Annotated in this window: 16 protein-coding genes, 1 tRNA gene and 1 pseudogene; 9 read left to right on the forward strand and 9 right to left on the reverse strand. The window is 70.4% G+C overall.

From position 1 onward, the window contains the following. Positions 1-5 precede the first annotated feature (5 nt). Together O1Q96_RS41030 and O1Q96_RS41035 are read left to right on the forward strand one after the other, a co-directional pair. Positions 6-482 (forward strand): GNAT family N-acetyltransferase, encoded by a 477-nt coding sequence (locus O1Q96_RS41030; RefSeq protein ID WP_269252933.1) that lies wholly within the window; start codon positions 6-8, stop codon positions 480-482. A gap of 138 nt (positions 483-620) precedes the next feature. Further along, the gene (locus O1Q96_RS41035; protein WP_269252934.1) at positions 621-1,688 is read left to right on the forward strand and encodes a DUF8094 domain-containing protein; all 1,068 of its coding nucleotides are present in this window, start codon (positions 621-623) and stop codon (positions 1,686-1,688) included. 54 nt (positions 1,689-1,742) lie between these two features. On the opposite strand, the gene O1Q96_RS41040 is transcribed toward O1Q96_RS41035, so the two are convergent. From O1Q96_RS41040 to galU, 7 genes are all read right to left on the reverse strand, one after another. Further along, positions 1,743-1,816 (reverse strand) — tRNA-Ala (locus O1Q96_RS41040). 108 nt (positions 1,817-1,924) lie between these two features. Then, positions 1,925-3,289 carry a gephyrin-like molybdotransferase receptor GlpR gene (locus O1Q96_RS41045; RefSeq protein WP_269252935.1) on the reverse strand — a complete coding sequence of 455 codons (1,365 nt, stop codon included), beginning with the start codon at positions 3,287-3,289 and terminating at the stop codon, positions 1,925-1,927. 177 nt (positions 3,290-3,466) lie between these two features. After that, positions 3,467-4,096, reverse strand: a complete 630-nt coding sequence (locus O1Q96_RS41050) for a GNAT family N-acetyltransferase (RefSeq protein ID WP_269252936.1) — start codon at positions 4,094-4,096, stop codon at positions 3,467-3,469. A gap of 26 nt (positions 4,097-4,122) precedes the next feature. Beyond that, positions 4,123-4,668, reverse strand: coding sequence for a MogA/MoaB family molybdenum cofactor biosynthesis protein (locus O1Q96_RS41055; RefSeq protein WP_269252937.1), 546 nt, complete (start codon positions 4,666-4,668; stop codon positions 4,123-4,125). Next, positions 4,665-5,144 (reverse strand): cyclic pyranopterin monophosphate synthase MoaC, encoded by a 480-nt coding sequence (moaC, locus tag O1Q96_RS41060; protein WP_143638866.1) that lies wholly within the window; start codon positions 5,142-5,144, stop codon positions 4,665-4,667. The genes O1Q96_RS41055 and moaC overlap by 4 nt, the downstream gene beginning before the upstream one ends. Before the next feature lie 62 nt (positions 5,145-5,206). Then, positions 5,207-6,529, reverse strand: a complete 1,323-nt coding sequence (gene glp, locus O1Q96_RS41065; protein WP_269252938.1) for a molybdotransferase-like divisome protein Glp — start codon at positions 6,527-6,529, stop codon at positions 5,207-5,209. A gap of 4 nt (positions 6,530-6,533) precedes the next feature. Beyond that, positions 6,534-7,436: a UTP--glucose-1-phosphate uridylyltransferase GalU gene (gene galU, locus O1Q96_RS41070; protein WP_269252939.1), complete on the reverse strand. Its 903-nt coding sequence runs from the start codon at positions 7,434-7,436 to the stop codon at positions 6,534-6,536. A 94-nt stretch (positions 7,437-7,530) separates the two neighbouring features. Here galU and O1Q96_RS41075 point away from each other — a divergent pair, with 94 nt between their 5' ends. Next, complete coding sequence (locus O1Q96_RS41075; protein WP_269252940.1) at positions 7,531-8,145, forward strand: 5-formyltetrahydrofolate cyclo-ligase; 615 nt, start codon at positions 7,531-7,533, stop codon at positions 8,143-8,145. A 68-nt stretch (positions 8,146-8,213) separates the two neighbouring features. On the opposite strand, the gene O1Q96_RS41080 is transcribed toward O1Q96_RS41075, so the two are convergent. Then, positions 8,214-10,979 (reverse strand): penicillin acylase family protein, encoded by a 2,766-nt coding sequence (locus O1Q96_RS41080; RefSeq protein WP_269252941.1) that lies wholly within the window; start codon positions 10,977-10,979, stop codon positions 8,214-8,216. 346 nt (positions 10,980-11,325) lie between these two features. On the opposite strand from O1Q96_RS41080, the gene O1Q96_RS41085 reads away from it, so the two are divergent. From O1Q96_RS41085 to mscL, 6 genes and pseudogenes are all read left to right on the forward strand, one after another. Next, entirely contained in the window at positions 11,326-12,804 is a 1,479-nt protein-coding gene (locus O1Q96_RS41085) for a potassium/proton antiporter (protein WP_269252942.1), read from the forward strand. Between the two features lie 355 nt (positions 12,805-13,159). Further along, the gene (locus O1Q96_RS41090; protein WP_269252943.1) at positions 13,160-14,449 is read left to right on the forward strand and encodes an MFS transporter; all 1,290 of its coding nucleotides are present in this window, start codon (positions 13,160-13,162) and stop codon (positions 14,447-14,449) included. A gap of 68 nt (positions 14,450-14,517) precedes the next feature. Then, on the forward strand, positions 14,518-14,862 hold the full coding sequence (locus O1Q96_RS41095) for an FmdB family zinc ribbon protein (protein WP_269252944.1): 345 nt from the start codon (positions 14,518-14,520) through the stop codon (positions 14,860-14,862). Positions 14,863-14,949: 87 nt separating this feature from the next. Then, a complete protein-coding gene (locus O1Q96_RS41100) occupies positions 14,950-15,813 on the forward strand; it encodes an S-methyl-5'-thioadenosine phosphorylase (RefSeq protein WP_269252945.1) in 864 nt (287 codons plus the stop codon). Between the two features lie 467 nt (positions 15,814-16,280). Then, positions 16,281-16,824: pseudogene (locus tag O1Q96_RS41105) on the forward strand (hypothetical protein). Between the two features lie 135 nt (positions 16,825-16,959). Then, positions 16,960-17,442: a large conductance mechanosensitive channel protein MscL gene (mscL, locus tag O1Q96_RS41110; RefSeq protein ID WP_269252946.1), complete on the forward strand. Its 483-nt coding sequence runs from the start codon at positions 16,960-16,962 to the stop codon at positions 17,440-17,442. 121 nt (positions 17,443-17,563) lie between these two features. On the opposite strand, the gene O1Q96_RS41115 is transcribed toward mscL, so the two are convergent. After that, positions 17,564-17,740, reverse strand: coding sequence for a hypothetical protein (locus O1Q96_RS41115; protein WP_269252947.1), 177 nt, complete (start codon positions 17,738-17,740; stop codon positions 17,564-17,566). Positions 17,741-17,757: the final 17 nt, after the last annotated feature.

Consider the following 17,757-nt stretch of genomic DNA (forward strand, 5'->3'; position numbering starts at 1 on the left):
CTAGCATGAATATACGCCGGGTCGCCTTCGACCACCCCGACGCCGTCAAGCTCAACGACCAGGTGCAGGCCGAGTACGCCGTGCGCTACGGCGACGAGGGCGACGTCACCCCGCTCGACGCGTCGATGTTCGAACCGCCTTTCGGCCTGTACCTGATCGCCTACGACCCCGAGGGCCGCCCCGTGGCCACCGGCGGCTGGCGCACCCAGGACGAGAACGACGAGGGCTACTCGGACGGTGACGCGGAGCTGAAGCGCATGTACGTGGTCGACGAGGTCCGCGGCAACGGCCTCGCCCGCCGCATCCTGGCCGCTCTGGAGGACGACGCCCGCGCGGCGGGCCGCACCCGCATGGTCCTGGAGACCGGCAACAAGCAGCCCGAGGCCATCGCCCTGTACGCGTCCAGCGGTTACGAACCCTGCGTCAAGTTCGGCCACTACCGCTTCCACGAGGACAGCCGCTGCTTCGCGAAGCTTCTGTGAGGACGCCGGTCCGGCACGGACCGGGCCACTAGCCTGTCGTGATCATCGGCCGGGACCGGAACACCGGAACGAGACCCGCGCCTCCGCCACCGGCACCACGGCACCGGAGCACGGCTCCGGAACCACGACAGGGGACTCATGACTTCGCGCCACCGCACGTCCGGACTCGTACGAGCCGCCGTGCCCGCCACCGCCCTCGCACTCGCCCTCACCGCGTGCTCCGAGGGCGGCTCGGACACCTCCGGCGCGAACGCCCGGGGCGGGTCCCCGGCGACGGCCGGGGTGATCTCCCTCAAGTCGGCGCAGACCGTCCTGCGCAACTACACGAAGGTCAACAACGCGGCCAACGCCACGCAGAACCCGGACAGGACCGCCGAGGTGGAGGGCGGCGCCCTGCTCCAGCAGAGCCAGGCGTCCTTCACGCAGTTCAAGGCCCTGCCGAAGAAGGAGCGGGCCGGTTTCGGAACCCCCTTCCACTACCCGGTCGAGGGCGCGCGCTTCTACATCCCCCGCAAGGGCTCGCCGCAGGTCTTCATGGTCGACACCCGGGTCACCGGCGAGGACATCGGCAAGGACCGCCGCCGGCTCCTGGTCTTCGAGCACGTGAAGGACTACGAGAAGGCGAAGAACAAGGGCGCCGTCTGGAAGGCCGTGTCCGTCGGCGAGTCCGACGGCAAACTGCCGGCCGTGAAGCTCGACGACGACGGCTTCGCGACGATCCTCAAGGCCTCGGACTCCGTGGGCGGGACAAAGCTCGACGACCTGCGCGACCTCTCGAAGGACGTCTACGTCACGGGCGGCAGGAAGGCCGACGCCGTCTTCACGGACACCCGCTCGGTGAAGGCCTGGAAGAAGTCCTACGCGAACCGCGCCGCCTTCGACGACGGCTGCGTCGACGGGCGGTACGAGACGGGCTTCACCGCGGCCGAGACGGCGTACGGCCTGAGGACCACCGACGGCGGCGCGATCGCCCTGTACGACTTCGGGGTGGACTACCGGAACTGGCCGAAGGCCGAGGGCCCCCGCTGCTCGACCCAGCTGAACATCAAGGACATGCCCGAGGTCACGGACATCTACCTCGACGGCAGGTCCACCACGAGCGGCCTCACCCGCACGAACTCCCTGATCACCACGGCCGTCGTCCCGCCCTCCGGCAAGAACGTCCGCGTCACCGGCTACCACCTGCAGATGGTCGACGCGCACTAGCCGCACACACGTCAGAGCCCCAGTCGGTGAAACCGACTGGGGCTCTGAGCTGCGTGGACCTGTGGGGATTTGAACCCCAGACCCCCTCGATGCGAACGAGGTGCGCTACCAGACTGCGCCACAGGCCCTTGCAACGAGTGAAACTCTAGCATCCCCGTCCGGGTGCTTGGAAATCCGTTCCCGGGCGCTCTCCCGCTGGTCAGGGGCAGGGCTTCCGGGGGACTTCTGAGGCGTCGTCACTCGTTGGCCGCGCGCGGCCGGTCGCCGTCCTCGTACTGGTCGAAGAGGGGGGTGCGGCCCCGTTCGCGGGCGCGGCGGGCCGAGGCCGCGCGCCGGGCGTCCGCGGCGCTGTCCGAGTTGTCGTCCTCGTCGGGCTCGCCCAGCTCCTCCTCCGCACCGGGTGCCTCGTCCGTCGGGCAGTCCGCGTTCGGCTCGACCGTGCTGGACCGGGCCGAGCTCCACGCGTCGGGCCCGCCGAGGTCGACGTCGGAGGTGGCGCGCGGGGCGACCGGGGCCGTCACGTACGTCGGCAGGGGCACCGGGACGGGGTCCCAGCTCTCGCCCCGGGCCGGGCCGTGGCGGCGCTCGCGCTGCTGGTCGACCCACTCGGCATGGTCGGTCTGCTCGACGAGGGCACGGCGGTCGGCGGCGAGCGCGGACAGGCCGGGGTCGGTCCGGGGCTCGGGTCCGTCCTCCGGTTCGTCGGCGGTGCCGGGCTCGACGGGCGGCCGCCTCCGGGGCTGCCGCTCGCGCAGCCGCTGGGCGGCGACCTCGGCGCGCCTGCGGTCCATCACGTAGGTGAAGCGCCGGCGCTCCTGGGAGCGCAGGTACGCGATGTAGATGCTCAGCATCACCGCGGGAACGCCGGGCGCCCACAAGAACGCGAGCCCGCCGACGGCAGCGACGATCGCGCCGAGCGTGAAGGCGGCGAAGAGGAGGACGGTCGTACGCCGCCTGCGTGCGAGCACCTTCGAACGCCGGGCGCGGGCCGCGGCCTCCGCCGCGGCGGCCCGCCGCGCGGGAGACGACGCGGGTGATCCGTTCGGCGAGGACTTGGCGCCCTGCTGGGGCACGGGCCGGCCGCCCGTCGTACGGCTCTGCTTCGGCGCCGGGTGGGCCGAGGCCTGGGAGCCGGGTTTCGGCGCCGTCGTGGACGCCTGCCGAGACGCCTGGCGCGACGCCTGCTGGGCCTGCGCCTGCTGGGCCTGCGCCTCGGACCGCGCGTCCTCCCGGGCGTCCCGGGCATCGCGTGCGTCCCGGGCATCGCGTGCGTCCCGGGCATCGCGTGCGTCCCGGGCATCGCCGACATCGGCCCGTACTTCACGGCGGGTCGGAGGCATGGCGAAGGCCCGGACGTCCACCGAGTCGGTGACGCCGTCCGGGTCGGCACGCTGCTCCCCCTCCTCGGTGGAGCGCGCCCGCAGGTCCTTGGCGTACCGGCGCTCCATGCCCGCCCGTCCGGAGAGAAGCCGGATGGCGGTGCTGAAGCGTTCCGTCGGACGGGCTTCGTTCAGCTCGTCCTGCCTACGGAGCCACATCGGCACCAAGTAGGCGGCCCAGGCCCCGACAATGACTGCGTAGATGAGGCCGCTGCTGCTCACGCCTCACACGGTAGAGGGGTTTGCGTGAGGCCATCTGCCAATTGAGCCGGTGTGTCGCACGATCTGGCTGATATTTCGAGCTTTTTTTGTGACCGATGCGATCAGCAGGCCACCGGGAGTGCGAAATCAATGCCTGAGGATGGTCGATCACCGATCACTTTCGAACACCTATTTCATTTACGCGGTGTTCCGGGGCGTGTCCCGCGGTGAGTTTTCAGACGTGTTCCGCGACCGTGTGCGCCGCCAGCGGGCCAGCAGTCCTTCGGGTACCTCTTCGGCCGTGAGCGCGAAGACGAGGTGGTCACGCCAGGCGCCGTCGATGTGCAGATAACGGGGACGAAGGCCTTCGTCGCGGAATCCGAGTTTCTCCACGACCCTCCGGCTCGGTCCGTTCTCGGGCCGAATACAGACCTCGATGCGGTGCAGACCAACGGTCCGGAAGCAGTGGTCGGACGCCAGAGCGACGGCCGTCGGCATCACTCCGCGACCGGCGACCGCCTCGTCCACCCAGTAGCCGATATGACCCGAACACATGGAGCCCCAGGTGATTCCGGCAACCGTCAACTGCCCGACGAGCCGCCCCTGGTACTCGATGACGAACGGCAGCATCCGCCCGGAGTTCGCCTCGGTGCGCAGATGCCGGACCATCTGGCGGTACGTCGGCCGGTGGGCGATCGGCCCGCTCGGCGTGGGCGGCGGGATGGTCGCCTCCCAGGGGCGCAGCCAGTCGCGGTTGCGCCGGTTGACGTCACGCCAGGCTCGCTGGTCGCGCAGCTTTATGGGCCTGAGGACCACATCGCCGTCCACCAGCTCGACCGGCCAGGATGGGGTGTTCAGCTCGCACCCCCGCTGCCGCCGGGTCTGGGGTGGTCGCCGCCGCGGATCTGGTCGACGGCATGGGCCAGCAGGGGTTCGAGGACGGCCAGGCCGTCCCGGACCCCGCCGGTGGAGCCCGGCAGGTTCACGATCAGCGTCCTCTCCGCGACGCCGGCGAGACCGCGGGAGAGCGCGGCCGTCGGGACCTTGTCCCTTCCGAACGCTCTGATGGCCTCGGGAATGCCCGGCACCTCGTAGGCGATCACCTTGCGCGTGGCCTCCGGGGTGCGGTCGGTGGGCGAGATGCCCGTGCCGCCGGTGGTCACGATGACGTCGTATCCCGCCTCGACGCCGCTGAGCAGCGCGCTCTCGACGGGGTCCCCGTCGGGAACCACCCGAGGCCCGTCGACGGCGAAGCCGAACTTCGTGAGTCCCTCAGCGATCAGGGGCCCGCCCCTGTCCTCGTAGACACCGGCCGCCGCGCGGTTCGAGGCCGTCACGACGAGGGCGCTGTACGGGGCGGCCGGCGCGCCTTCGGCCGCCGGCCCGGGCTGCGCCGTCATGCCCGGCTCCAGTCGCCCGACTTGCCGCCCGTCTTCTCCTCCACACGCACGTCCGTGATGACCGCCCCCTTGTCGACCGCCTTGACCATGTCGATCACGGTGAGCGCCGCCACGGTGACCGCGGTGAGGGCCTCCATCTCGACGCCCGTGCGGTCGGTGGTCTTCACGGTGGCCAGGATCTCGACGGCGTCGTCCGCGACCGACAGGTCAAGCTTGACACCCGACACCGACAACGGGTGGCAGAGCGGGATCAGATCCGGTGTGCGCTTGGCGCCCATGATGCCCGCGATGCGCGCGGTGGCGAGGGCGTCGCCCTTGGGCACTCCCTCGCCGCGCAGCAACTCGATCACACGGGGCGAGACCAGCACGCGGCCGCTCGCGCGAGCCGTGCGTGCGGTCACGTCCTTCTCGGACACGTCGACCATGCGGGCGGCGCCCGCCTCGTCGATGTGGGTCAGTCGGTCCTGCGTACTCATGCTGTGGCGGCGCTCCCGGTCGGGCCTGTTGTGCGCGACACGGTACCCCCAAGTCGGCGCTCTCAGCCGAGCAGGACCACCTCGACCTCGGTGCCGGGCTCCACGGACTCGACGGACTCCGGGACGACGATCAGCGCGTCGGCTTGTGCGAGGGCCGCGATCAGGTGGGATCCGGCGCCGCCGACGGGCGTCACCTCCCCGTTCGCGTACTGTCCGCGCAGGAATTGACGGCGTCCGGCGGGTGAGGTGAGTGCCTTGTCCGTGCGGAGCTTCGCCCTGGTGGTGGGCCGGTGGATGTCGTCGACGCCCATCAGGGCGCGGATCGCGGGGCGCACGAACAGCTCGAAGGACACGTACGACGAGACGGGGTTGCCCGGGAGCGCGAGCAGCGGGGTGTGGTCGGGGCCGATGGAGCCGAAGCCCTGGGGCTTGCCGGGCTGCATGGCGAGCTTGCGGAAGTCGATGCCGCCGCCCTCCTCGTCCTCGTCGCCGACCGAGGAGAGCGCCTCCTTGACGACGTCGTACGCGCCGACGCTGACGCCGCCCGTGGTGACCACGAGGTCGGCGCGGATGAGCTGGTCCTCGATGGTGGCGCGGAGTGTGTCGGCGTCGTCGGCGACCGCGCCCACCCGGTAGGCGATCGCTCCGGCGTCCCTGGCCGCGGCGCACAGCGCGAAGCTGTTGGAGTCGTAGATCTGGCCGGTGGCCAACTCCGTGTCGGGCTGGACGAGTTCGCTGCCGGTGGACAGGACCACCACGCGGGGGCGCGGGTGCACGCGGACGGTCCCCCGGCCGATCGCGGCGAGCAGCCCGATCTGCGGCGGGCCGAGCACGGTGCCCGCGGAGAGCGCGCGGTCGCCGGCCTTCACGTCGCTGCCCTTGGCGCGCACGTGCGCGCGTGCCTGCGCCGGGCGGTGGACGTGCACCTGTCCCGACGCGCCCTCGGGGGACGCGCTGCGGGCGCGCATGCCGAAGACGGGTCCCTCGCCGAGGCCCCCATCGGTCCACTCGACGGGGACGACGGCCTCGGCGCCGGGCGGCAGCGGGGCGCCCGTCATGATGCGGGCGGCCTGGCCGGGGCCCACGTGGAGCAGCTCGGACTGGCCCGCCGCCACGTCGCCCACGACCGTGAGGACCGCCGGGTACTCCTCGCTGGCGCCCGCGACATCGGCGACCCGGACCGCGTACCCGTCCATCGAGCTGTTGTCGAACGGCGGCAGGGAGACCGGCACCGTGACGTCCTCGACCAGCACGCAGCCCTGGGCGTCGAGGAGCTGCAGCTCGATCGGTTCGAGGGGGCGCACGGTCGCGAGGATGTCCTCCAGGTGCTCCGTCACCGACCAGAGGTGGTCCTGGCCGGTGACACGGGTCGCGGCACTGCTCAAGTTCCTACATCTCCTCGGTGACGTAACTGCGAAGCCAGGTCCGGAAGTCCGGGCCCAGGTCTTCACGTTCGCACGCGAGTCTGACAATGGCACGCAGGTAGTCGCCGCGGTCGCCGGTGTCATAGCGGCGGCCCTTGAAGACGACGCCGTGCACGGGGCCGCCGACCTTCTCGTCGTCCGCGAGCTGCTGGAGGGCGTCGGTGAGCTGGATCTCGCCGCCGCGGCCGGGCTCGGTCTTGCGGAGTATGTCGAAGATGTGCGGGTCGAGGACGTAGCGGCCGATGATCGCGTAGTTGCTGGGGGCGTCGGCCGGGTCGGGCTTCTCGACGAGGCCGGTCACCCTGACGACGTCGCCGTCCTCGGTGGCCTCGACGGCCGCGCATCCGTAGAGGTGGATCTGCTCGGGCTCGACCTCCATGAGCGCGACGACGCTGCCGCCGTGCTGCTCCTGGACGTCGACCATGCGCTTGAGCAGCGGGTCGCGCGGGTCGATGAGGTCGTCACCGAGGAGCACGGCGAAGGGCTCGTCGCCGACGTGCGGGGCGGCGCAGAGCACGGCGTGGCCGAGGCCCTTGGGGTCGCCCTGGCGGACGTAGTGCATGGTGGCGAGGTCGCTTGACTCCTGCACCTTGGCGAGCCGGTTGGCGTCGCCCTTCTTCTGAAGGGCGGATTCCAGCTCGTAGTTGCGGTCGAAGTGGTCCTCGAGGGGGCGCTTGTTGCGTCCCGTGATCATGAGGACGTCATCGAGGCCCGCGGAGGCGGCCTCCTCGACCACGTACTGGATCGCCGGCTTGTCGACGACCGGCAGCATCTCTTTGGGAGTGGCCTTGGTGGCCGGCAGGAACCGGGTGCCGAGACCTGCTGCGGGGATGACAGCCTTGCTGATCCTTGGGTGTGCCTGAGTCATGCACGCCACCATATCCGGTGCCTTTGTAGGGAATCTGTGGCTCCGGTTAATTCGCTCTCATATGAGCGCATTATGAAGGGTACGGAACAAGTCTATGAGCGGCCTGGGACCCGAAGACGAGTCTGGCAAGCGATGGTTGCGGCGGGAGCTCCTCGCGGTGAGGAGCCGGTTGACGGCCGGTGACGTGCGGGAAACCGGGGCCGCACTCGCCGCCCGCGCCCTGGAGCTGCCCGAACTGGCGCACGCGCGCACGGTGGCAGCCTACGTGTCCGTGGGGAGTGAACCGGGCACCCGCGCGCTCCTCGACGCGCTCCACGCGCGCGGAGTGCACGTCCTGCTCCCGGCGCTGCTGGCCGACAACGACCTCGACTGGGGCGCGTACGACGGACCGGACTCGCTCGTCGGCGTCCGGCACGGGGGCAGGATGACGCTCCTGGAGCCCGCGGGCGACCGGCTGGGCCCGGAGGCCGTGCTCGCGGCCGACGCCGTGCTGCTGCCGGGCCTCGCCGTGGACGCGCGCGGAATGCGGCTCGGCCGCGGCGGCGGATCGTACGACCGGGTGCTCACCCGTCTGGAGCGGGCGGCCGCCGATCCGGCCCTGGTGGTGCTGCTGTACGACTCCGAAGTGGTCGGCCGCGTCCCCGAGGAGCCGCACGACCGGCCGGTGCACGCGGCGGTGACGCCTTCGGCAGTACACCGCTTCCGCTGACCCTCCTGGAGCGGCCGGGTACGCGAACGGCCCTCCACGCGCGCGTGGAGGGCCGTTTCACCTGCCGTCTAGGGCTGCAGCACCAGTGTGTCCGACGTGGCCTTGTCGACCGCCCGGTCCGAGGAGACCCACGGCAGCAGTTCGCCCTTGACCCACTTGCCCGTCTGGTCGATGTAGTGGGCGCTGTAGGCATGGCCGGAGGCACCGGTGAGGTTGATCCACTTGGACTTGTCGAAGTCGTCGAGGTTCACCACCATGCGCATCGACGGCACCCAGACCACCGAGTAGCCGCCCGCCGCGTTCCAGCCGGTGGCGTTCACCGCCGCCTCGCCGCCGCCCATGTTGTACGGGCCGCGGTTGAGCATGTACTGCAGGAAGCCGGGACCCTCGATGCCCATCGTCTGGTTCTTCAGGTACAGCCGGTGCAGCCGGCCCCAGCTCCAGGTGTCGATGTCCTTGCCGAGCTTGGCGGTGAGCTCCCAGCGCGCGTCCGTGAGGGCCCGCGCGAACAGCTCGTCACGCGTGTCCACGACGGTCTGGTCGGTGCGCGTCTTGGGCGCCGACCACCAGTCGTTGTCCTCGTCGTCGAGGATCTTGCGGACCACCTCGAACCAGCGGTCACCGCCGTCCGGCTGCGCGCTGTCCGCGTCGCGCTGGCCGCACTCGCGCACCTTGTCGTCCTCGTTGTCGACCGGGCCCGTGGAGTCGGTCGGCTCGACGTACAGGCACTGGCCCTTGACCCGCAGCTCCTTGGGCAGCTTGTTGCCGAAGGCGAGCTTGAGGATGTTGCGCCAGGTCGCGTTGAAGTACGCGGCCGCGGCCGAGTCGGCGTCCTGGGTGTAGTTCCAGCCCTCCAGGAGCTTCTGCGCCTCGCGGACGTACTTGTCGTCCACGTCGATCTTGAGCAGCTTGGGCACCAGCAGCTTGGCGATCTCGCTGCTGTTGTCGAGCTGCATCTGGCGCATGTCGTCCGTCGAGACCTTGCCGCCGTTCTTGATCTTCGACTCGATCAGATCGGCGATCCGCTGGCTGCGCGTGCCGTAGCCCCAATCCGTGGTGAGCGTGTACGGGTACTTGTCCTTGTCGACGACGGCCTGGTTGGCGGTCACGATGTATCCGCGCTTCGGGTCGTACTCGTACGGCAGCTCGTCCTGATCGATGTAACCGGTCCAGCGGTACTCGGAGTCCCAGCCGGGCGACGGCAGCGAGCCGTCGCCCTCGCCGCGGATCGGGATCCGGCCGGGCAGCTGGTAGCCGATGTGGTTCTCGGTGTCCGCGTAGACCAGGTTCTGCGACGGCACGTCGAAGAGGGCGGCGGCCTTGCGGAAGTCCGTCCAGTTCGCGGCCCTGTTCATCGCGAAGACGGCGTCCATGGACGTGCCCGGATCCAGGGCGGTCCAGCGCAGGGCGATCGCGTAGCCGTCGCCGCGGTCGGGGGCCGCGCTGTCGACACCGGCCTTCTTGCCGACCTTCACGAGCTCGTCGTAGCGGTCGGACAGCAGCGGGCCGTTGTTGGTCTCCCGGACGACGATGGACTTGCTCTCACCGCCCGCGACGTCGATCTTCTCCTTGCGGGTGGTGAAGGGCAGCACCTTGTCGTCGTACTCGTAGCCGTCCCCGGTGAGCTTCTCCAGGTACAGGTCGGTGACGTCGGCGCCGGAGTTGGTCATGCCCCAGGAGATGTTCTCGTTGTGGCCGATCACCACACCCGGCATGCCGGCGAAGGTGTACCCCGAGACGTCGTACCGGCACTTCTCCGAGACGCTCTTGCAGTGCAGGCCCATCTGGTACCAGACCGACGGGAGCGAGGGCGACAGGTGCGGGTCGTTGGCCAGCAGGGGCTTGCCGCTGATGGTGTGCTCGCCGCCGACGACCCAGGAGTTGGATCCGATGCCGTTGCCGTTCACGCCGACGGCCTCGGGGACGTCGTCGAGCACGTTGTAGAGACCCGACAGCTGGCTCTGGAGTCCCGAGGGGGCCGTGGTGCCGTTCGCCAGCCCGGTGCCGGCCGCGGAGCCCGCAGCGGTTCCGGTTCCGGTGCCGCTGCTCTGCTCGTACTCCTCGGTGACGCTGTTGTACTGGCCCTCCTGCACGATCGGCTTGTTCCGGTCGTACGGGTAGTCCGGGTACAGGTCGGCGATCTGCTTCGGGCCGAGGCGGCTGGTCATCAGGGAGCGGTCGATCTCGTCCTGCATGTTGCCGCGCAGGTCCCAGGCCATCGCCTTGAGCCAGGCCACGGAGTCGACCGGGGTCCACGCCTTGGGCTTGTAGTCGTTGGAGAAGCCCAGAGCCGCGTACTCCAGGGAGATGTCCGCGCCGTCCTTGCCCTTCAGGTAGGCGTTGACCCCCTTGGCGTAGGCCTGGAGGTACTTCTTCGTCTCCGCGGACAGCTTGGTCCTGTACTCCTTCTCCGCCACCCGCTCCCAGCCGAGCGTGCGCAGGAACTCGTCCTCGTCGACCTGGCTCTCGCCGAACATCTCGGAGAGCTTGCCCGCGGTCATGTGGCGGCGGACGTCCATCTCGTAGAACCGGTCCTGCGCCTGGACGTAGCCCTGCGCCATGAACAGGTCCTCGTCGGTCGAGGCGTAGATCTGCGGGATCCCGTGGCCGTCCCGCTTCACGTCCACGGGGCCCGACAGGGCGTCGAGCGTGAGGGAACCCTTGGTCTGCGGGAAGGAGGCACGGACGGTGCTGATGCTCCAGAACGCCCCGTAGGCGACGCCGCCGATGATGGCCAGAACCAGGACGATCAGGATCAGACGGGCTCTGCGCCCCTTCTTCCTGCCGGACTTGCCGGGCTTTTGACCGGAAGATGCGGTGGTGTTGGGGGGCATCGCTGTCCTTGCTGTCCTCACGCGAGCGGCAGGCGGGCTTGTCCATTTGACTGAGCGCTGGAGCAACCATAGGCGCAGGGCCAACCCGGACTTGACGCGGAGTCGGCAACCCGGGCGGACGGGAGTTCGATCTTGCCTTGCCGAGTGTCAAGAAAGCGTCAAGAGTTAGGTAAGGTAACGAAGTAGTTGAAGCATCGGAGCAGCTGAATCGGCCACAGTTGAATTCCCACGGTGACCCGACGGTGCCACCGGCCCGATCGGCCACAGTGATCCGACTGGTCAGACTGATCCACCAGGAACGGCGAGAAGGGAACAGCCGCTGACTGTCCACCACCTCAACCAGCTCTTGCTCGTCTGCTCGCTCGTTCTGCTCGTCGCGGTGGCGGCGGTTCGGATCTCCTCGCGCAGCGGGCTCCCCAGCCTGCTCGTCTACCTGGGCATCGGCGTCGCCATGGGCCAGGACGGCATCGGCGACATCCACTTCGACAACGCCGAACTGACCCAGGTCATCGGATACGCGGCCCTGGTCGTGATCCTCGCCGAGGGCGGTCTGGGCACGCAGTGGAAAGAGGTCAAGCCGGGGCTGGCGGCCGCCTCCTCACTGGCGATCGTCGGCGTCTCGGTGAGCGTCGGCGTCACGGCGACGGCAGCCCACTACCTGATCGGGCTGGAGTGGCGGCAGGCGCTGATCATCGGCGCGGTGGTGTCCTCGACGGACGCGGCGGCGGTCTTCTCGGTGCTCCGCAAGGTGCCCCTGCCCTCCCGCGTGACGGGCATCCTGGAAGCCGAGTCGGGCTTCAACGACGCCCCGGTGGTCATTCTCGTCGTCGCGTTCTCCACGGCGGGTCCGGTGGATCACTGGTACCACCTGCTCGGCGTGATAGCGCTGGAGCTGGCCATCGGAGCGGCCATCGGTCTCGCGGTGGGCTTCCTGGGGGCGTACGGGCTGCGGCATGTGGCGCTGCCCGCCTCCGGCCTCTACCCGATCGCGGTGATGGCGATCGCGGTCGCGGCGTACGCGGCCGGGGCCCTCGCCCACGGCAGCGGCTTCCTCGCCGTGTACCTGGCGTCGATGGTGCTGGGCAACGCGAGGCTGCCGCACTGGCCCGCCACGCGCGGCTTCGCCGACGGGCTGGGCTGGATCGCGCAGATCGGCATGTTCGTGCTGCTCGGCCTGCTGGTCACACCGCACGAGATGGGCGACGACGTCTGGCCGGCGCTCGTCATCGGTCTGGTGCTGACGATGGTGGCGCGGCCACTGAGCGTCGTCCTGGCCCTGCTGCCGTTCCGTATGCCCTGGCAGGAGCAGGCCCTGATGTCCTGGGCCGGGCTGCGCGGCGCCGTGCCCATCATTTTGGCCACCATCCCGATGGTGAGCGGCATCGAGGACAGCCGTCGCATCTTCAACATCGTCTTCGTCCTGGTGGTCGCCTACACCCTCGTCCAGGGCCCGACGCTGCCCTGGCTGGCCCGGCAGCTGGGCCTGGCCAAGTCCTCGGAGACCGCCGACCTGGGGATCGAGTCCGCGCCGCTGGAGCGGCTGCGCGGGCACCTGCTGTCCGTCGCGATCCCGGAGGGGTCGAAGATGCACGGCGTCGAGATCAACGAGCTGAGGCTGCCCGCGGGCGCCGCGGTCACGCTGGTCGTACGCGGCGGAGAATCGTTCGTTCCGCTTCCTGAGACCGTGCTCAGACGCGGGGACGAATTGCTCGTCGTGGCGACGGACCCGGTCCGGGACGCCGCCGAGCGACGGCTGCGCGCGGTCGGGCAGGGTGGCAAGCTGGCGGGCTGGCTGGGGACGGGCGGCAACGACGCCGAGGACTGAGCCGCAGCCCCGGCGACCCCGGCCGGCAGCGGCAGCGGCAGCGGCAGCGGCAGCGGCAGCGGCAGCGGCAGCGGCAGCGGCAGCGGCAGCGGCAGCGGCAGCGGCGAGAAAACGCAGGCAGGGGGTGAAAGAGTGCTGGTTTTCACAGGTGGGCTGGCGTTCGCCCCTGTATCATCAAGGCACACTGATCGACCAACTCTGCCTGACGCAGTGCTGGCGCGACCGTATGGCGGCCGCGGTGCCCCTCGCAGTGGGCGGCCCGGTATCTACCGCAGTTCCGCGCAAGAGGACAGCTCTCGGCGCCCCGCGCCCCACGAATGGGGCCGCGCTACCAGGCGGCAGAAAGGCACGGGCCGTGGCATCCACGGTCACCTCGGAGTCCGCCAGGACTCCGGTCTCCTCCCGCCCGGGATACGGCCGGCTGCTGCGTACGCGCGGCGTCTGGGCGTTCCTGCTCCCCGGCTTCGCCGCGCGACAGCCGTTCGCGATGCTGACCATCTCCATCGTGCTGCTCGTGCAGCACACCACCGGCTCGTACGGCACCGCAGGCGCCGTCGCCGCCGCGACCGGTGTCTCCATGGCGCTGTTCGCGCCGCTCACCGGCCGCCTCGCCGACCGCCACGGCCAGCGAGCCGTGCTGCTCCCCGGCGTCGTCGTCCACTCGCTGGCAGGCCTCTCCCTGACCGCACTGGCCCTCGCGGACGCCCCCCTGTGGGCGCTGTTCGCCGCCGCCGTGCCGACCGGCGCCTCGGTGCCGCAGGTCGGGCCCATGGTGCGTGCCCGCTGGGGCGTCAAGCTCCAGGGCTCCCCCCTCATGACGACCGCGGCGGCCTTCGAGTCCGTCACGGACGAGCTGACCTTCGTGTTCGGCCCGCTTCTGGCGACCGCCCTGTGCACCGCCGTGGACCCGGCAGCCGGACTGCTCACCGAGGCCGCGCTGACCCTCGTGGGCGGCCTGCTGTTCGCCGCCCAGCGCGGCAGTCAGCCGTCCGTCGGTGTCGGCGGGCACGCGCGCGTGAAGCACGCCTCCGCGCTGTCGGTCCCCGGCGTACGCGTTCTGATCGTGGCCTTCCTCGGCATCGGCGCCGTCTTCGGCGGCATGCAGGTCTCGCTCGCCGCGTTCAGTGAGTCGATCGGCGAGCCCGGCCTGAACGGCGTTCTGTACGGGACGTTCGCTGCGGGCAACATGCTCTCCGGCATCGTCTGCGGCGCGATCGCCTGGAAGGTGGCCCCGCGCCGCCGCCTCGTCATCGGGTACGCGGCTTTGGCCCTGGCCGCCTCCGGACTGTGGGCCGCGCAGTCGGTGGTCGTCCTCGCCGGGGTCGGCCTCCTCGTCGGCATGTGCATCGCGCCGACCCTGATCACCGGCTACACGCTGGTCGACGGACTGGTTCCGGCGGGCGCCCGCACGGAGGCCTTCACCTGGCTGACCGGCGCGGTCGCGCTGGGCCAGGCGGCGGCGGTCACCATCGCCGGACAGCTGGAGGACCGCTTCTGGGACGGCGCCGGTTTCCTCGTCCCGATGGGCGGCACCCTGCTCGCCCTCGCGACCCTGCTCGCCCTGCGCTCGCGGCTCGTTCCACCGGTGGTGAACCGGACCGTCGCACGTGGCGTGGGTCACCGCGTGCCGGTGACAGTGGACTGATCCCGAGGAATACGTCACTATGGACCGTCGTTAGCACTCATTGAGTGAGAGTGCCAGGAGGAAGACAAGTGCCGACCTACCAGTACCAGTGCACCGAGTGCGGCGAGGGCCTCGAGGCGGTGCAGAAGTTCACCGACGACGCCCTGACCGAGTGCCCCAGCTGCAGTGGCCGCCTGAAGAAGGTGTTCTCCGCCGTGGGCATCGTCTTCAAGGGCTCCGGTTTCTACCGGAACGACAGCCGCGGCTCGTCGTCGAGCAGCAGCCCGGCCTCGAAGTCGGGTTCGTCGTCCGACTCGAAATCGTCCACGTCGGACTCCAAGCCGTCCTCGGACTCCAAGTCGTCTTCGGGGTCGAAGTCGTCCTCGGACTCCAAGTCGTCCACGAGTTCGTCCTCCGGCAGCAACGCCGCCTAAGGCTTCCTCGCGCCTCTTTCTTACGAGACCCTGTCGTCGCGGACGGCAGGGTCTTCGGCGTTTCCCGGCCCGGCTAGGGTGCCGTTCATGGCGAACACTGAGAACGTCGGGGCGAACACGGAGCACGTCGAGATCGGCGTCATCGGCGGGTCGGGCTTCTACTCGTTCCTCGACGACGTGACCGAGATACAGGTCGACACCCCCTACGGGCCGCCCAGTGACTCCCTCTTCCTCGGCGAGATCGCCGGGCGGCGGGTCGCCTTCCTGCCCCGGCACGGCCGCGGCCACCATCTGCCGCCGCACCGCATCAACTACCGCGCCAACCTGTGGGCACTGCGCTCCGTCGGCGCCCGCCAGGTGCTCGGTCCGTGCGCCGTGGGCGGGCTTCGCCCCGAGTACGGGCCCGGGACGCTGCTCGTGCCGGACCAGTTCGTGGACCGTACGCAGTCCCGGGTGCAGTCGTACTTCGACGGGCTGCCGGTGGCCGGCGGCAGCACGCCGAACGTCGTCCACGTCTCGCTGGCCGACCCCTACTGCCCCGTCGGCCGCGAGGTCGCACTCCGGGCCGCACGCGGGCGCGACTGGGAGCCGGTGGACGGCGGGACGCTGGTCGTGATCGAGGGGCCGCGGTTCTCCACCCGTGCGGAGTCCCTCTGGTACCAGGCGCAGGGCTGGTCCGTGGTGGGCATGACCGGTCATCCCGAGGCGGCGCTCGCCCGTGAGCTGGAGCTCTGCTACACGTCGATGACGCTGGTCACCGACCTCGACGCGGGCGCCGAGACCGGGGAGGGCGTCTCCCACGAGGAGGTGCTGAAGGTGTTCGCGGCGAATGTGGACCGGTTGCGAGGGGTGTTGTTCGACGCGGTGGCGGGGCTGCCCGTCGGTGGGGCGCGGGATTGTCTGTGTGCGTCGGCGTTGGGCGGGATGGATCCGGGGATCGAGCTGCCGTAGGGGGCGCGCGGCCGGTCGGGGTCGAGGGGTCCGGTCGGGGTCGGGGTCGGGTGTCCCGTCGGGTTGGGGTCTCCCGTCGGGGTCGGGGTCGGGGCCGTGCCGTCGGGGTCGGGGCCGTGCCGGTACGTCGAGCCCGCCGCTGCCGGGTGTCCTGCTGTTGGTTTTGTACGTGTCGTTTCCTGGAGGAGCCCTACGCGGCGGGCTTCGACGTACCGGCACGGCCCGCTCCCGTTGTGCGGGGGCGCCCGGTCCCGTTGTGCGGGGGCGCCCGGTCCCGTTGTGCGAGGCGCCGGTCCCGTCGCAGGGGGTAATCCTGTTTTGGGTTGGGTGCCGCTCTTGGTATGTGGGGGGGAACTTCCCCTTCGGGTGAGTGAGTTGTCCACAATCGGGCGGCTGTCCACTGGGCGCGGTGGGGATCGGTGTGAGGGCGCAGTCTGGGGGTGCAAGCCGGTCTTCGACTCCAGGCGGTGGTACCCGTGTCGCAGCTCTCCTCCTTCCCGCGTCCGTTGGGCACGGACGTTCCCGGCACGTGCGAGGTGCCGCACTTCGCTCCCGTGCGGGTGCGCGGCGGGCGGTACGGGCTGCGGCGGCTGGTACGGCACCGAAGGCGGGCCCTGGCCGCGGGCTTGGCGGTGACCGCGGCGGCTCTTGTCGCGGCGGGGCCGGCGGACACCGTGGCGCGGGACACAGGGCCTCCGCGGGCCCGACCGGTGGTGGATTCGGTGCGGGAGCGGCCACCGGTCCAGATGGTGACGGCGCCGGTGCGGATCGCCGACGGGGCGACGGTGCGGCTGCTCAGGCCCGGTGACCGGGTCGACGTGGTCGCGGCGGAGCAGTCGGCGGCGGGGGACGCACGAGTGGTGGCGCGTGGAGCGCGGGTGACGAAGGTTCCCGAGTCCCTGGACAGCGTCTCCGAGGGTGGTGCGCTGGTCGTCCTGTCCGTCCCGCGTCGGACGGCGACGCGCCTGGCCGGTGCGGGCGCGACCTCACCTGGCGGTGACCCTGTGCTGAGCTTGGCCAGGACAGTCGCCGTCAGGCTGTCAAGTCCCTCGTCGGAGTCAGGGAATTGGACAGGGCCGCCACACCCTGACGTAGGTTGCGGAGCTGTTCATTCCACAGTCTGTGCGACCGAGAAGGGTCTCCCTGGTGAGCGAGAAGAAGAAGGGCCCGAGCCTCTGGGACGGTTTCAAGGCCTTCCTGATGCGCGGGAACGTCGTCGATCTGGCTGTCGCGGTGGTCATCGGCGCCGCCTTCACCAACATCGTCAACTCCGTGGTGAAGGGCGTGATCAACCCGCTGGTCGGCGCCTTCGGCACCAAGGACCTCGACAAGTACAGCTCGTGTCTGAAGGACCCCTGCACCTTCGACGAGGCGACGGGGACCGCGACGAGCGGCATCCCGATCATGTGGGGCAGCGTTCTCAGCGCGACGCTGACCTTCCTGATCACCGCGGCCGTCGTCTACTTCCTGATGGTGCTGCCGATGTCCAAGTACCTCGCGCGGCAGGTGGCCCGCCAGAAGGCGAAGGAAGGCACCCAGGAGATCATCGAGGTGACCGAGCTGGAGGTTCTGAAGGAGATCCGCGACGCCCTGGTGGCCCAGCGCGGCTCCGGACACGACGAGCACTAGCTGGAGCGGGAGCAGCGGCAGGAGCAGGAGGGGACGCTGTCCGTCGGGTGCGCGAGGCTCTTGGGCGGTGGGGGCTGCAGGCGTGGTGGCAGCCGCCTGCGCGGTGGGGCCGGTGGCCTTCTCAGATGTGGTGGGGCGGCTTCTCGTCGAGGAAGCGGGCCAGGTCCGCGGCGCTGTCGCCGGTCGGCCGCTCGCTCCATCCGCGGTCCGTGTCGTCCGCGGACGGCCGGCTCAGCGGGTCGTCGAAGACCAGCGCGGTTTTGGGGTCACGCGGTTCAGGGGTGGGCGCTTCGCTCATACCTCCAGGGTACGCGC

This window comes from Streptomyces aurantiacus, assembly GCF_027107535.1.
In the GTDB taxonomy this organism is placed as follows: domain Bacteria; phylum Actinomycetota; class Actinomycetes; order Streptomycetales; family Streptomycetaceae; genus Streptomyces.

Coding starts and splice junctions, on each gene's coding strand:
- O1Q96_RS41030 (WP_269252933.1), top strand. CDS start 6: ATGAATATACGCCGGGTCGCCTTCGACCACCCCGACGCCGTCAAGCTC.
- O1Q96_RS41035 (WP_269252934.1), top strand. CDS start 621: ATGACTTCGCGCCACCGCACGTCCGGACTCGTACGAGCCGCCGTGCCC.
- O1Q96_RS41055 (WP_269252937.1), bottom strand. CDS start 4,668: ATGACGGCGCAGCCCGGGCCGGCGGCCGAAGGCGCGCCGGCCGCCCCG.
- moaC (WP_143638866.1), bottom strand. CDS start 5,144: ATGAGTACGCAGGACCGACTGACCCACATCGACGAGGCGGGCGCCGCC.
- galU (WP_269252939.1), bottom strand. CDS start 7,436: ATGACTCAGGCACACCCAAGGATCAGCAAGGCTGTCATCCCCGCAGCA.
- O1Q96_RS41075 (WP_269252940.1), top strand. CDS start 7,531: ATGAGCGGCCTGGGACCCGAAGACGAGTCTGGCAAGCGATGGTTGCGG.
- O1Q96_RS41080 (WP_269252941.1), bottom strand. CDS start 10,979: ATGCCCCCCAACACCACCGCATCTTCCGGTCAAAAGCCCGGCAAGTCC.
- O1Q96_RS41100 (WP_269252945.1), top strand. CDS start 14,950: ATGGCGAACACTGAGAACGTCGGGGCGAACACGGAGCACGTCGAGATC.
- O1Q96_RS41115 (WP_269252947.1), bottom strand. CDS start 17,740: ATGAGCGAAGCGCCCACCCCTGAACCGCGTGACCCCAAAACCGCGCTG.